This window comes from Shewanella bicestrii, from assembly GCF_002216875.1.
Classification (GTDB): Bacteria; Pseudomonadota; Gammaproteobacteria; order Enterobacterales; family Shewanellaceae; genus Shewanella; species Shewanella seohaensis.
The window spans coordinates 3,353,248-3,367,485 of the sequence record NZ_CP022358.1; the positions used below are offsets into that span (position 1 = coordinate 3,353,248).

The 14,238-nt window shown below is 46.7% G+C and carries 17 protein-coding genes; 9 read left to right on the forward strand and 8 right to left on the reverse strand.

Annotated elements, in window-relative coordinates:
* The first annotated feature begins 65 nt into the window (after positions 1-65).
* Positions 66-890, forward strand: coding sequence for a zinc-dependent peptidase (locus tag CF168_RS14585; protein ID WP_011716296.1), 825 nt, complete (start codon positions 66-68; stop codon positions 888-890).
* A 62-nt stretch (positions 891-952) separates the two neighbouring features.
* Entirely contained in the window at positions 953-1,492 is a 540-nt protein-coding gene (locus CF168_RS14590; RefSeq protein ID WP_011716295.1) for a nuclear transport factor 2 family protein, read from the forward strand.
* Between the two features lies 1 nt (position 1,493).
* Here CF168_RS14590 and CF168_RS14595 read toward each other — a convergent pair whose 3' ends face one another.
* Both CF168_RS14595 and ltaE read right to left on the reverse strand, forming a co-directional pair.
* Positions 1,494-2,960: an HDOD domain-containing protein gene (locus tag CF168_RS14595; protein ID WP_011716294.1), complete on the reverse strand. Its 1,467-nt coding sequence runs from the start codon at positions 2,958-2,960 to the stop codon at positions 1,494-1,496.
* 164 nt (positions 2,961-3,124) lie between these two features.
* Positions 3,125-4,138, reverse strand: coding sequence for a low-specificity L-threonine aldolase (ltaE, locus tag CF168_RS14600; RefSeq protein WP_011716293.1), 1,014 nt, complete (start codon positions 4,136-4,138; stop codon positions 3,125-3,127).
* Between the two features lie 287 nt (positions 4,139-4,425).
* On the opposite strand from ltaE, the gene CF168_RS14605 reads away from it, so the two are divergent.
* The 3 genes from CF168_RS14605 to tpx all read left to right on the forward strand — a co-directional run bounded on the left by CF168_RS14605 (position 4,426) and on the right by tpx (position 6,580).
* The gene (locus tag CF168_RS14605) at positions 4,426-5,016 is read left to right on the forward strand and encodes an OmpA family protein (RefSeq protein ID WP_041412580.1); all 591 of its coding nucleotides are present in this window, start codon (positions 4,426-4,428) and stop codon (positions 5,014-5,016) included.
* A 31-nt stretch (positions 5,017-5,047) separates the two neighbouring features.
* Complete coding sequence (locus tag CF168_RS14610) at positions 5,048-5,875, forward strand: mechanosensitive ion channel family protein (RefSeq protein WP_023266506.1); 828 nt, start codon at positions 5,048-5,050, stop codon at positions 5,873-5,875.
* A 111-nt stretch (positions 5,876-5,986) separates the two neighbouring features.
* The gene (gene tpx, locus CF168_RS14615) at positions 5,987-6,580 is read left to right on the forward strand and encodes a thiol peroxidase (RefSeq protein WP_089068211.1); all 594 of its coding nucleotides are present in this window, start codon (positions 5,987-5,989) and stop codon (positions 6,578-6,580) included.
* Between the two features lie 34 nt (positions 6,581-6,614).
* Here tpx and CF168_RS14620 read toward each other — a convergent pair whose 3' ends face one another.
* Both CF168_RS14620 and CF168_RS14625 read right to left on the reverse strand, forming a co-directional pair.
* On the reverse strand, positions 6,615-7,256 hold the full coding sequence (locus CF168_RS14620; protein WP_023266508.1) for a trimeric intracellular cation channel family protein: 642 nt from the start codon (positions 7,254-7,256) through the stop codon (positions 6,615-6,617).
* Between the two features lie 352 nt (positions 7,257-7,608).
* Positions 7,609-8,169 carry a DUF4136 domain-containing protein gene (locus CF168_RS14625; RefSeq protein WP_011621990.1) on the reverse strand — a complete coding sequence of 187 codons (561 nt, stop codon included), beginning with the start codon at positions 8,167-8,169 and terminating at the stop codon, positions 7,609-7,611.
* A 179-nt stretch (positions 8,170-8,348) separates the two neighbouring features.
* Between CF168_RS14625 and CF168_RS14630 the strand changes: the two genes are divergently transcribed.
* The 4 genes from CF168_RS14630 to ruvX all read left to right on the forward strand — a co-directional run bounded on the left by CF168_RS14630 (position 8,349) and on the right by ruvX (position 10,228).
* Positions 8,349-8,663, forward strand: a complete 315-nt coding sequence (locus tag CF168_RS14630; protein WP_011716287.1) for a hypothetical protein — start codon at positions 8,349-8,351, stop codon at positions 8,661-8,663.
* 149 nt (positions 8,664-8,812) lie between these two features.
* Positions 8,813-9,142 (forward strand): stress response translation initiation inhibitor YciH, encoded by a 330-nt coding sequence (gene yciH / locus CF168_RS14635; RefSeq protein WP_011716286.1) that lies wholly within the window; start codon positions 8,813-8,815, stop codon positions 9,140-9,142.
* A gap of 68 nt (positions 9,143-9,210) precedes the next feature.
* Positions 9,211-9,774: a YqgE/AlgH family protein gene (locus CF168_RS14640; protein WP_011621987.1), complete on the forward strand. Its 564-nt coding sequence runs from the start codon at positions 9,211-9,213 to the stop codon at positions 9,772-9,774.
* 28 nt (positions 9,775-9,802) lie between these two features.
* Entirely contained in the window at positions 9,803-10,228 is a 426-nt protein-coding gene (gene ruvX / locus CF168_RS14645; RefSeq protein WP_011621986.1) for a Holliday junction resolvase RuvX, read from the forward strand.
* Positions 10,229-10,289: 61 nt separating this feature from the next.
* Here the strand turns inward: ruvX and hemH are convergent, their stop codons facing one another.
* The 4 genes from hemH to CF168_RS14665 form a co-directional block, all read right to left on the reverse strand.
* A complete protein-coding gene (hemH, locus tag CF168_RS14650; RefSeq protein WP_011716285.1) occupies positions 10,290-11,273 on the reverse strand; it encodes a ferrochelatase in 984 nt (327 codons plus the stop codon).
* A 69-nt stretch (positions 11,274-11,342) separates the two neighbouring features.
* Complete coding sequence (locus CF168_RS14655) at positions 11,343-11,876, reverse strand: glutathione peroxidase (protein WP_041412578.1); 534 nt, start codon at positions 11,874-11,876, stop codon at positions 11,343-11,345.
* Positions 11,877-12,052: 176 nt separating this feature from the next.
* Positions 12,053-13,165: a PilT/PilU family type 4a pilus ATPase gene (locus CF168_RS14660; protein WP_011716283.1), complete on the reverse strand. Its 1,113-nt coding sequence runs from the start codon at positions 13,163-13,165 to the stop codon at positions 12,053-12,055.
* A gap of 9 nt (positions 13,166-13,174) precedes the next feature.
* Positions 13,175-14,212, reverse strand: a complete 1,038-nt coding sequence (locus CF168_RS14665; protein ID WP_011716282.1) for a type IV pilus twitching motility protein PilT — start codon at positions 14,210-14,212, stop codon at positions 13,175-13,177.
* Between the last annotated feature and the right edge of the window lie 26 nt (positions 14,213-14,238).

A 14,238-nucleotide genomic window follows, 5' to 3' on the forward strand; every position in this document is an offset into this window, starting at 1 on the left:
TTGAGTTAGCCTCGCTGAATCCCCATTAGCTAATATACCTAAGGAAATAGTGCACTGAGGAATTCATGCTCGCAGTTTTCATTACCCTAACGCTTGGCCTCGGTGCGATCGCTTGGTTAGCGTCGAGCCGCTGGCGCAAGACGCTCCACCGCAAGCGCGTAATGGCCAGCGCCTTTCCTAAGGCTTGGCGAACAATTTTGAAGAAAAGATTGCCTTATTTCCACGCCTTGCCAGCGGATCTTCAGCTGCAACTCAAACGCCATATCCAAGTCTTTTTGGATGAGAAACGATTCGTCGGCTGCGACGGTTTGCAAATAACCGACGAAATTCGCGTCACCATCGCCGCCCAAGCATGCTTGCTTCTGCTAAACCGCAATACCGATTTTTACCCCAATCTAAGGCAGATATTGGTCTATCCCGATGCTTTTATTGTCGATAGCCAACACCAAGATCCCGCGGGTTTGATCTGGGAGCAACGCAATGTGCTGGCAGGGGAATCCTGGGAGCAAGGCCAAGTGATACTGTCGTGGAAGAATACTTTAGAGGGCGCTGCCAATCCCCACGATGGCAACAACGTGGTGATCCACGAGTTTGCCCATCAATTAGATCAAGAAGATGGCCACGCCAATGGCGCGCCGATTTTACAGCGCCGCCAAGATTATCTGTCGTGGTCGAGCGTATTTAGTCAGGCCTTTAATGAGTTAGTTCAAGCTGCCGCCCTTGGCCGCCCGTCCCTGTTTAATTACTATGGTGCCACCAATCCAGCAGAATTTTTTGCCGTAGTGACTGAGGTCTTTTTTGAAAAGCCAGAAGCACTTAATCTAGAGCATCCAGCCCTTTACCGCGAGTTGAGCCATTTTTATCAACTCGATCCGATAAACTGGCATTGATCTAATTAGCATCTGTTCTAGAAACCATCAGACCGAATAACCATAACGATAAGGAATCCACGATGACAATTTTCACTCGCACGGAGCGTAGCTCCAATTTGGCTCGCACTCGCCAACGTCTTGCACTGTTCAGCGCTAGCCTGTTAATGCTTGGCGCCCTATGTTTTCATCCACAAACCGTCATTGCTAACGAACAAGTTGCAACAACGCTTAGCGATGAGCAAGCGGCCGCTCAAGTGCTGGATAAATTGAATCAATATTCGAGTAGTGCCGATTGGGACAAGTATTTTGCCCTCTATCGTCAGGATGGTATTTTTATTGGAACCGATGCGACAGAGCGTTGGGGCATGGCCGAGTTTGAACGCTATTCACGCCCGACCAAAGGTTGGCGCTACGATTTAACCAGCCGCCATTTAGTGCAGCATGGTGATGTGATCCTGTTCGATGAACTGCTCAACAGCCCTAGTTATGGCGTGAGTCGAGGGACAGGCACCCTAATTAAAACCAATGGGGAATGGAAAATTGCCCAATATCATTTGAGCTTTCCCATCCCAAATTCGATTGCCAAACAGATTACCGCTGAAATTAAAAACGCTCAGTAAACTATTTTAACGACACGGTAAAACACACATTGGCCAGCTGCGAGAAGTGGATAAAAGCTTGAAAGTCCACTTCGCTAAAACTTCTTTCCGATGGCCCGCGGTCAGCATAATAAAAGCCTATCACTTTGCTATCGACCAAGAGTGGCGCCATCAAAAAACCCGACTCAGGCAGCTGAGTCTTGAGTTCTTTGCATTGCTCGAGCCACTTTTTAGCATTGGGGTTATCAATCCACTGGCATTCCTTATGCTCCATCGCCAGTGAAAATAAGCCCTTTTTATCGCCAAGATCGATAATAAACAGTTGCTTCATCTCTTCAGCATCTCGACCGAGCATAATCCTAGGTTGCAGCTGTTTACGACTGGGCGACAGGAGTAACACCCCACAGCGATCCACGCCGACGCCTTCTAAAATCCCTTCGAGCACGGTCTGCATGATTTGGTTAAAATCGGCTTTATTGATCGCAAAGGCGGTGAGCTCACGCAGTTTGGCCAGTTGCACATTCAAGTTGGCCTCAAATACGGGCAGCTCAACCGCAGGTACGCTGGGCTCAAGCTTATTAATGCGCTTAGGATCGGGCAGATAATCAATCAACACTTTAGCGCCATAGGCTTCGGCTAGTTTATGGGTCGCCTTAGTGCAGCGCTGCATTCTCAGGGTTAATTCTTTCTCATCCAGCCCAGTAAAATTAGCGGCTTGGCTGATACGCTTATCCAGCTCGCTTTTATCAATCACCTCTTGGGAGAGAATCTCACAGAGCTTATCGGCGAGAAAGATAGAGCGAATTTCAGGGCGTTGATCATCGGGATAATTCACCGCTTGGATCAATAACTCCCCTAATCCCCAGTGGCGCGCAATACTCTGCGTCAGTTGCGAGAATGAGGTACCTAAAGCTTCACGAATGACGCTACGCTCCTCGACGGAGTTTTCACACTCGGTTAATTGGCTGTCTAAGGTTTCGGTAAACTCACCGCCAATACTCCAAAATGCACTCTCACCAATGTGATAAAGCAAAGAGGCGATAAAGGCTTCTTCTTGAATATCATCATCGTAATCACTGAGCATCATCCGCGCTAACATGGCGGCTTGGAATGCCTTCGCCATTAATTTGATGAGGCGCTGATAAACGGCGGGGGCAAGATTTTTGCTCTCTAACAGACTCGATAACAACTGAGCCGTGATACAAATATTACGCACCGCATCAAACCCTAGCACAATGGCGGCTCGGCTGACGGTCGAAATTTGGGTACTGCCCTTATGGTAAATCGCGCTGTTAGCGACACGTAAGATACGGGATGTGAGGGCGTTATCGTGCATCACGCTTCGCCCGAGTAAGGCGAGAGACGATACGTCATCCTTGGCAAGCTTTTCTAACGTTTGGACGGTGGAACAGAGCGCTGGCATTTCCAATTCACTGATCCGTTTTGTCCAATAATCGACCCCTTTATTAGTATTATTGTTAGGTTTCAACCCTGCTCGACCTCAATGATGTGAACTTATTGTTTTTAGTATAGATAGGCTTAAAAAAATTCGCCTAGCATCTGGCTCACAATTCGACTTTTGATTTTAAAATCGGCGATATAGTAAGCAAGATGTATAAAAAAGCCCAAGTTTTCACTTGGGCTCAACGCCGATTATGCCTGCAAATGTAATTTAAACACTTGTAGCACTTTATCAATATCCTGACGCGACACATCTTTATGGGTCACAAAGCGTAGCGTGCGGCCAGGGCTGATGATAATGCCCGCCTCACGGCAACGTTTCGCCAGCGCTTTCTCATCGACATTGGTCGCGAGGTTTGCAAACACCATATTGGTTTGAACGGCGGCTAAATCGATTTCAAACTCACTCAACTGACTCAATTGCTGGGCAAGATACGCAGCATTTTCATGGTCTTCCCCAAGTCTCTCAACCTGCTCTATGAGCGCTAATTTACCCGCCGCCGCTAAAATCCCCGCCTGGCGCATGCCGCCGCCAAGCATTTTACGCCAGCGCGTGGCCTTTTTAATTAGGCGCTCATCACCTAGGAGCAGCGAGCCAACAGGCGCGCATAATCCCTTGGATAAACAGATGGAGACCGAATCAAAATGCCCCGCAATATCGGCAATCCCTATCCCCTGCGCCACGGCGGCATTGGCCACCCTAGCGCCATCTAAATGAATTTTTAAGCCACGCTGAAATGCCAGTGCCTGCGCATTGGCAAGATAAGTCTGGGGCAAGACTTTACCGCCGATAGTGTTTTCTAGGCTCAGTAAGCGCGTGCGCGCAAAGTGAATGTCATCGGGTTTAATCGCCGCTTCAATATCGGTCAAGGCGATAGTGCCATCCAGCTGATTGGTCAGCGGTTGTGGCTGAATGCTGCCGAGAACCGCAGCGCCACCGCCCTCAAATTTATAGTTATGCGCCTGCTGGCCGCACAGGTATTCATCCCCGCGCTCACAATGTGCCATCAATGCGAGTAAATTGGCCTGAGTGCCCGATGCCGTAAACAGCGCACTCTCAAAACCAAACATCTCTGCGGCCATATCTTGCAAACTGTTGACGGTCGGATCATCACCATAAACATCATCACCCACTTCAGCCCTCGACATGGCTAAGCGCATCGCCTCTGTTGGCTGGGTCACGGTATCACTGCGTAAATCTATCATCTTGTCCTCGACTTCTTCTGCCTATCCCCGACGCGGATATTCATCGCGTAAGTGCGACTCTAGCCTCAAAGGAAAAATTTGTATAGTTTGCCTTTATGTCTGCCGATAAAATCAACAAGGAGCCGATGTTATCTATGCTGATGCAATTGATTTGCATCAAATAACGGGCAAAACTTGGCGTTAGGCCGATAAAAAAGATAGAATACCAGACTAAGATGCTCATGCTAATGCAGTGCAAATCTCTTAGTGGTTTTAGCTACTCAAGATAAAATACAAGGTGATTTGTGGTGAAAATATCCGTAATGCAATGGATTAAATTAACGTGTTTAGCGCTGAGCCTAAGCCAGATGTTACCAGCGTATGCATGGCAAGATACAGATCAAGACGGCGTCCCGGATATTAAAGATGCCTGTCCAAACACACCAGCAAACACCACTGTGATGGCCAATGGCTGTGTTTACCAAGCCGAAGTAAAATCCAGCAGTATTCAATGTGATCTCAATGACCCCAGTACTTATTCAGCCGCTGATTGTCATAATATTGAGACCGCGATTGTGTATTTTGAGTTTGCGATTGCCGAAGTAGATTTATCGCAATGGAAAGCTTTAGCCTTAGTGAAAGCTTTTTTAGACGCGAATACTGAGACTCGATTAACTTTAGTGGGGCATACGGACATTGTCGGTACGCCAGAGTTTAATTATCAGTTATCACTACGACGGGCTCAAAATGTGAAACGTATTTTGGTTGAAGACTATGGCTTCAATCCAAATCGCTTTACCGTTGTCGGTAAAGGTATATCTGAACCTGTTGCGGATAATCATTCCAGCGAAGGTCGCAGATTAAATCGACGAGTACAATTTATCGTCAATAATAACTAGTTTTGTTAGCGTATTTTTAGGGAGTAATTTAATGGAAAACCTCGAAGGTTTATTAAAGCAGGCGCCTGATTTGGTCATGACCTATGGCTTAAAAATCTTATTTGCCCTCATTATTTTCTTCGTCGGTAAATATTTTTCTGGCGTCGCACAAAAGTTAGTACGTAAGGTACTCAACAGCCGCAAGATTGACCCAACAGTGGTGTCTTTTGTGGCTAACTTAGCTTGGGCAGTGGTGTTTGTGTTCACCATTATCGCCACCTTAGGCCAAATTGGCGTACAAACCGCCTCTTTAGTCGCCGTTATCGGTGCCGCGGGTTTAGCCGTTGGTTTAGCACTACAAGGTTCTCTGTCTAACTTTGCCTCAGGCGTATTAATGGTGCTATTCCGTCCATGCCGCGTAGGTGATTATATTGAAGCGGCGGGTATTGCCGGTACTGTTGATGAAATCACCATTTTCTCAACCAAATTACGCACCCCAGATAATAAAGTGATTGTGGCGCCAAACTCTTCAATCATGAATGGCACTATCACAAACTACTCTGCCTCTGAAAATCGTCGTATCGATTTAGTGATTGGTGTGTCTTATTCTGCGGATATTGCGCAAACCAAAAAAGTATTAACAGAGATTTTAGATAACAACCAATACGTGCTGAAAGAGCCTGGTTACACCGTAGGTCTTTCTGAATTGGCAAATTCTTCAATCAACTTTGTGGTTCGTCCTTGGGTTAAAACCGCCGATTACTGGACTGCGCGTTTCCAAATTTTAGAACAAATCAAAAATGCACTCGATGCAGCGAACATTGAAATTCCATTCCCACAAATGGATATTCATGTGAAGCAATTGCCAGAGAGCAAATAATCAGCAAGCATATTAAAAGGCCGGTGAATACCGGCCTTTTTTATGGTGATAGTTTAGGTTTTGTCGTACCTTAAGCCTATGTACACAACATACCTGAGTACGGGAGAGAAAATGCAAAAGTATGTTTCATTTCTAGCCGCTGGCTGTGTTTTTAGTTTAATGGTTCTCAGCCCCTCCGCTATCGCCAATGATAAAACCCAAGTGATGATGGGCGACAAGACTGTCACTCTCGCAGGGAAATTACCCAAGCTTGAGCAAATGGCGCCACGGTTTAAAGTTGTCGACGAAAAATTTACCCCTATCAGCCTGAGTGACTTTAAAGGCAAAACCGTGCTGATCAGTGCCGTGCCCAGCTTAGATACGGGCGTCTGTGCGCTGCAAACTAAGCGCTTTAACAGTGAAGTCAGCCACTTCTCCGATGAAGTCGTCATGCTGACCATCAGTACAGATTTGCCCTTCGCGCAAAAACGTTTCTGTAAGGTGGAGAATGTCGACAAAATCAAAGTGCTTTCCGACTCAGTGTGGCGTGATTTTGGCGAGAAATACGGTTTATTGATTGAGGATTACGGCTTACTCGCTCGGGCCATCTTTATTATCGATGCCGAAGGTCAGCTTAAGTACCAAGAGCTGGTCCCCAATATTACCGAGCACCCCAATTACGACGCCGCGCTTGAAGCGTTAAAAACCATTCAAGCACAGCAATAACATAAAAAATGGGGCATTTAATGCCCCATTTTTATTAGTGCGTATGTTGGTCGCCGCTGGCTTGATAGTCAAAGGTCGGCATAGACCAATGGTAACGCAGCGCTAACATTCGTAAGCTAAAGCCAAGCGTTAAACAGATCACTAGGTTTATCCACTCAGCCAATTGGTAAGCATTGAGGGTGATATATAAGCCTGCGGTAAAGAGCGAAATCACCGCATAGAGTTCTTTCTTAAAAATCAAAGGCACTTGATTACAGAGAATATCGCGGATCACCCCGCCAAAGACCCCTGTGACGAGCCCCATCACCACCGCAATCGTTGGACTAAAGCCTAACATTAGCGTTTTTTGTGCGCCAACAATCGAGAATACGGCTAGGCCTAAGGCATCAATGGCCAAGAATAACTTAGACAGGTAACGCATCACAGGCGCAATGGCGACCGTTAGTAAAGACGCAAATGCAATCGCGAGCAGGTAATGGACATTCTCGACCCAAATCAAAGGGTAATTTCCGAGCAGCATGTCTCTTAGGGTGCCACCACCAATCGCCGTCGCGCAGCCAATGATCACCACGCCGAATAGGTCCATCTGCTTACGACCCGCCGCTAATGCCCCTGTCATGGCCTCGGCTAAAATCCCAATCAGCCATAATAATCCGATAAATTGCGCTTCTTGCATTTAAACTACTTATTACCCATGCATAAAGAACGGATTTTGCCTGATAATCTACAGACTGGATAATGAGATTATTTAAATTTTGTCATTAGAATATTTAATCTATTGATAGTTTTTGTACATTAGCTATTTCTACTTTTCTATATTGCGTTACACTGCAGCCCTTCAATAACAATGCATTAACCAACAGACGACAGTTCCTCTTATTCAATTAAGCTTATTTTTGATAAGTTTTAATAAAGCATAATCAATTAAAATTTTAAAATTTGTAGAAAATTCATCTTAATGCCACTCAAGCCTAAATTTTGGCCACAAAAAAGCGGCCAAAGGGCCGCTTTTTTAGACTAAAAGTAAATTATTTGTTTTCAGGCTTTGGCGGGAAATTCGCCATCACACTGCCGACCGCTTCGTTGATAAGCTGCACTCTTTCCGAAGGGGTATTTTTATCACGGATAGTGTCAGCCACTGAGCCGCGCCAAATTAACTTAGCGGTTTTATTATCAACTAAATCAATGATCAGGGTGCCGACTTCATATTCTCTGACTGTGGTCTGGGTTTGCATGTTACCGCCCCAGCCCCAACCTGGGCCATAGTAAGGGTTATAACCAAAATTGGTATTGAAGGTATCTACATTAATCTTCTTATCGATTTTGGTCAGATAGTTCACTAATACATCGGCATCCTTTGCATCGACCAAGGTCATGCCCTTAGATGAAAGCTGAGAATTCACCGCATCCCGCACGCGCTGATCCATTAAACCATCGAGGTGATAACCCGAAGCATCGGTCTTTTGCGCGACCCACGCATAGGTCTTGTACTGAGTAAAATTGGCGCTTGGGTCAAAATCCCAACCCGACTTAAGGGAACTACAGGCACTCAATGCCAGTACGGCTAAACCTACAATTATATTTTTCATGGTGATTTCCTTGGTCGTTCTTATCGAACACAAATAAGCCGAAAATAAATTTAGCTTACAGAGCAATGGACGGTTCTACAACTCAATATGATGAAAAAGCAGTGTGTTATTCAGCTTGACTTCAGCAATCGCTTTAAATGATAATGATTATCACTTAAAGCGATTAAGGGATAACTAACATGTACTGGTTCATTAGCGCATTGATTGTGGCATCGGCGATTTTCTGGTTCGCACCGCAAAAAGTCTCTGCTGATACCCATAACAGTAAGCTCACACCTCATCTCCCCATGATGTTGCTGTTTTTACCTTTAGTCGTATTGAGTTGGCTCGTGTTTGAGACTGTGTCGAACGGGGTGAATTACACCACGGTTGCCGCCTTTGGGTTTGTTGCCACCGCTTGCTTAATCGCCCTCCCTAAATTGCATCGTTTTATCATGCCCTGCGCCCTACTCACCGCATTGGCATTAATCGCTATGGTATTGCAGCATCTCTAAGTCTGCTTTTTAAACATGCTACTTCCCTGCAAAGAGCTAGCATTGACCTTCGGCCACTTTCAGTCTCTGTCAGTGGCCTTTTTTTACCTCCCCGAAAGACGTTGAGTTTGGTAAACTTAAGCGGCGTATATTCAGATAAAAGATGACTTATGAGAGTAGATCCCAACGTTTCCTTAGTGTACAGCACAGATAAAGGCCGCATTACTGCCGAGCCAGAAGCCAAAGCTATCCCCGCATCCGATGGGATTGTGCGTATCCACAGAGACAGCAAAGGCCGCAAAGGTAAAGGTGTCTCGGTCATTTCAGGCCTAGGGCTTGATGAAGCGGGCTTAAAAGCCCTGGCACAAACCCTTAAAAAACAATGTGGTTGTGGTGGCACAGTCAAAGATTTCACTATCGAAGTGCAAACCGATAATCGTGAACAACTAAAACAACTGCTTGAAAAACAAAACTACAAAGTCAAATTAGCCGGCGGTTGATACGCCACCAGCCTAAGCCGCTGGATTTAATCTATTGGTCAACGCCTGTGGGCTGAACGGAGCATTTAATGGAGAGTTTGCAGAACCATTTTTTAATCGCCATGCCGTCGCTCGATGACACTTTTTTTGAACGCACCGTCATCTATCTATGCGAACACGATGAAAAAGGCGCCATGGGGCTCGTGATTAATAAACCATTGGGCATTGAAGTGAACTCATTGCTCGAACAGATGGATTTGCCCGCTGAGCAAGTGTCGACCGACCTCGCATTAGGCGCGCAGGTTTTAATGGGCGGCCCCGTGTCCCAAGATAGAGGCTTTGTCTTGCATACATCCCAGCCCTATTGGGCCAACAGTACAGAATTAAGCTCTGGCCTCATGCTCACCACCTCAAGGGATGTATTAACGGCGATTGGCAGCGAGCGCTCGCCAGAAAAATTTATCGTGGCATTAGGTTATGCGGGTTGGAGCAAAAACCAGCTGGAGCAAGAACTGGCCGATAACTCATGGCTGACTATCCCTGCCGATCAGGCCCTACTCTTCGATGTCAAACACGAGGATAGATGGCAACAAGCGAGCCGCGCGCTCGGCTTTGATGCTTGGCAATTGTCATCACAGGCGGGCCACGCCTAGCCGATTTTATTGTGACGAGTGAATATAGATGAACGCAAAAACCGTTTTAGGTTTTGATTTTGGAACAAAAAGTATTGGTGTCGCCATAGGGCAACAAATCACCGCCAGCGCCACGCCACTATTATCCCTAAAAGCCGTCGATGGTATTCCCAATTGGGATGAAATCGGCAAGCTCATTAAAGAGTGGCAACCCGATTTAGTCGTCGTAGGTTTACCGCTCAATATGGATGGTACAGAGCAAGAGATGACCCACAGGGCGAGAAAATTTGCCAACCGCCTGAACGCTAAGTTTGGGGTTAAAATTGTCACTCAAGATGAAAGACTGACCACCACAGATGCAAAAGCTCGGTTATTTGAACTCGGTGGCTTTAAAGCCCTCACCAAAGGTCAAGTCGATGCCGTGTCTGCCGTATTGATTGTCGAAAGCTATTTTGAAAATCATTTCGGTGAATGATAAGTCGTAAAAACAAAAGGATAGCCTGAGCTATCCTTTTTTATTTCTACGGTTATAAAGCTTACAGATGGGGCTTAACCAAGTTAGCCATCATGCTGATATGGTCATCATTATCGTTCAGCGCAGGAATGTAACGGAACTTCTCCCCGCCGGCATTAGCAAAGATATGACCGTTTTCACCGACAATCTCTTCTAAGGTCTCTAAGCAATCGGCACTAAACGCTGGGCACACAATCGCCACGTCACGTACACCTTCACTCGGCAACGCATGCATAGTGGCATCCGTATAAGGTTGTAACCATTTAGCCTTACCAAACCGTGATTGAAATGTCATCACAAACTCATCCGCTGTAAGCCCTAATTGCTCAGCCACCAGACGGGTCGTCTTCATGCAAAAGCAATAGTAAGGATCGCCTAAGTGCAGATTACGCTCGGGCATACCATGGTAAGAAAGCACTAACTTTTGTGGCTTACCGTGTTGCTCAAAGTCGGCGCGAATCGAGTTCACCAATGCGGTAATAAAGTCGGGGTTATCATGATAAGTGTGAATAAAATGCAGCGATGGCAGAAAGCGCCACTGGGTTAATTCCCTTGCAATAGCGTCAAAAGCCGAGCCCGTTGTCGGCGCCGCATATTGCGGATAGAGCGGTAACACCACCAACTTATCAATCCCCTGCTGATGCATCGTTTGTAAGGTGCTCGCCACCGAAGGATTGCCATAACGCATGGCTAAATGTACTGATACTTGATGCCCACCGGCTGTTAACTTGTCCGATAATTTAGCGGTTTGGCGCAAGCTGATATCCATCAGCGGTGAACCCGCCTCAGTCCAGACCTTCTGATAGAGCGCCGCAGACTTAGCCGGGCGAACGCGCAGCACTATGCCATGTAAAATCAGCATCCACAGGAGTTTTGGAATTTCGACCACCCGAGGGTCGGATAAAAACTCAGCAAGGTAACGCCTTACCGCCGATGCCGTTGGCGCATCTGGAGTGCCAAGGTTGAGTAGCAACACGCCCACTTTGCCACGCTTTGCGTGACCCATCTCTTTTGATAATCCTGAAAACCTAGCCAAAGTAGCCTCTTAACATGAGTAAAATGAATAAATTGGGCATTAAAGCACTGATTCTATTGCCTGCTTAAGCTCGGCGCTATCGGGTTTAACCTTAGAATTAAACTGCTGCACAGTATTGCCATCGCCACTGACGACATACTTGTAGAAGTTCCACTTAGGCGAGTCGGCTTTATCTCCTAAGTATTTGAAGACACTGTTAGCATCGCTGCCTCTCACGGGCGATGTAGCGAGCATAGTAAAGGTGACACCATAGTTGATGTAGCACACCTTAGCCGTGTCTTTTTCATCATTTTCTTCTTGGAAAAAGTCATCGGAAGGGAAACCAATCACCACTAAGCCTTTGTCTTTGTATTCTTTATGGAGCGCTTCGAGGGCCTTAAATTGCGGAGTGTAACCACAGTTACTCGCGGTGTTGACCAGTAACACTGGCTTGCCCTGAGTCAATTCACACAGATTAATCTTCTCATCCGAGTGTAATTTACGCACTTCAACATCAAGATAACTCGGGCAAGTTGCCGCAAATGCGCTAGTGCTTAACAGGCTGGCAAAGATAACTAAGGGGAGTTTCATCATAATGTCCTTCTCATTGGGCGCGCCAAGATTGGCAAACTCGTTATTCTCTATTACGTCACTCACTAATATAGAGATCATATTGAATAAAAAAATAAAAGCTACAGCGAGTTATCGATTGTCTTAAGCGATAAAAAAAGCAGCTCAAGGGAGCTGCTTTCACATCACCGCGGACAGGATTAATCCATATCCAAGGTCACGCCTTCCATAAAGCTTGAACTGGTAGGCTCTTTATTTTGCAATTTGATCATTAAACGTAAGTCGTTTGGCGAGTCAGCATGGTGAAGCGCATCGGCATAGCTGATTTCCCCATCGATATAGAGTTGCAGCAAGGCTTGGTCGAAGGTCTGCATCCCCTGCTCATTCGATTTAGCCATAGTTTCTTTAAGCAAATGCAGCTCGTTTTTAGCAATCAAGCTCGCGACACGTGGCGTATTGATCAAGACTTCAATCGCTGCCCGTCGTCCTGTACCATCAACCTTAGGCACCAGTTGCTGCGCCACAATGCCGCGCAGGTTGAGTGACAAGTCGAATAGCAACTGCTGGTGTTTACTCTCAGGCACTAAGTGCATGATCCGGTCTAACGCTTGGTTAGCGTTGTTTGCGTGCAATGTCGCCATACAGAGGTGACCCGTTTCGGCGAAGGAGAGCGCAAACTCCATGGTTTCTTGAGTACGGATCTCACCAATCAAAATCACATCGGGCGCCTGACGCAGCGAACTCTTCAACGCCGCATCAAAGGATTCTGTATCTATACCCACTTCGCGTTGAGTGATGATACTTTTGCGATGATCGTGCACAAATTCCACTGGGTCTTCGATGGTGAGGATATGACCACGGGCATGGGCGTTACGATAACCCACTAACGCCGCCAAGGAGGTCGACTTACCGGTTCCCGTCCCCCCGACCATGATGATAAGACCCCGTTTACTCATCACCAGATCTTTTAAAATCGGTGGCAGTTTTAAGTCCTCTACCTCAGGGATCTTGGTCTCAATCCGGCGCATAACGCATCCCGGAGATTCACGCTGCCAGAATGCGCTGACGCGGAAACGCCCTAAATCCTTAACCGCAAAAGCAAAGTTACACTCGCGAGTGCTGTGAAACTCCTTCTTTTGCGCCTCAGTCATTACAGATTCGACAAAATCCAAAGACTGCGCGGGCGTGAAGGCACTCTCGGCTAATGGGCGTAACTCGCCATCGATTTTGGCGCTTGGCGGAAAACCTGCGGTAATAAACAAGTCCGAGGCTTTACGCTCCACCATGACTTTTAAAAACGGACGGACATCCATCATAAATCCTTAAAACGTCGCTTGTTTGTTTGAACTCTTCGACATGGCATCCTCACGGGTGATGAGGCCACGGTTCACTAAGTTTTGCAGACACTGTTCGAGCGTTTGCATGCCATGGGCCATCCCCGTTTGAATGGCCGAGTACATCTGCGCTACTTTATCTTCACGGATAAGGTTACGGATAGCGGGCGTACCCATCATGATTTCGTGGGCAGCCACACGGCCACCACCGATTTTCTTAATCAGGGTTTGCGAAATAACCGCCTGTAATGATTCAGATAACATGGTACGCACCATGTCCTTTTCACCGGCAGGGAAAACGTCAACCACACGGTCGATGGTCTTAGCCGCCGAGGTGGTATGCAAGGTACCAAAAACTAAGTGACCCGTTTCAGCCGCCGTCATAGCCAGACGAATGGTTTCAAGGTCACGCATCTCACCGACGAGAATAACGTCAGGGTCTTCACGCAGTGCGCTACGTAGCGCCGCGTTAAAGCTGTGGGTATGGCGATGCACTTCCCGTTGGTTAATCAAACATTGCTTATTCTGGTGAACGAATTCAATAGGATCTTCAATGGTTAAGATATGGTCGTGGCGGTTCTCATTGATGTAATCCACCATGGCCGCAAGTGTGGTACTCTTACCCGAACCAGTAGGCCCAGTAACAAGCACTAAGCCGCGGGGAAAGCTGGAAATTTTTTTAAAAATCTCTGGCGCCCCTAACTGCTCGAGTGACAAAATTTCGCTGGGAATGGTACGAAATACCGCCGCCGCGCCGCGGGATTGGTTAAAGGCGTTCACACGGAAACGCGCTAAATTAGGGACTTCGAACGAAAAGTCGATTTCTAAATGCTCTTCAAAGTCCTTACGCTGTTTATCATTCATAATGTCGTACACAAGGCTGTGTACACCCTGATGATCGAGCGCGGGCAGGTTAATTTTTCTCACTTCACCGTCGACACGGATCATGGGAGATATCCCTGCAGAGAGGTGTAGATCCGAGGCTTTGTGTTTTACACTAAAGGCTAATAACTCAGTGATTTCCATAGTTTGGGATATCCTTGCAACCAGAT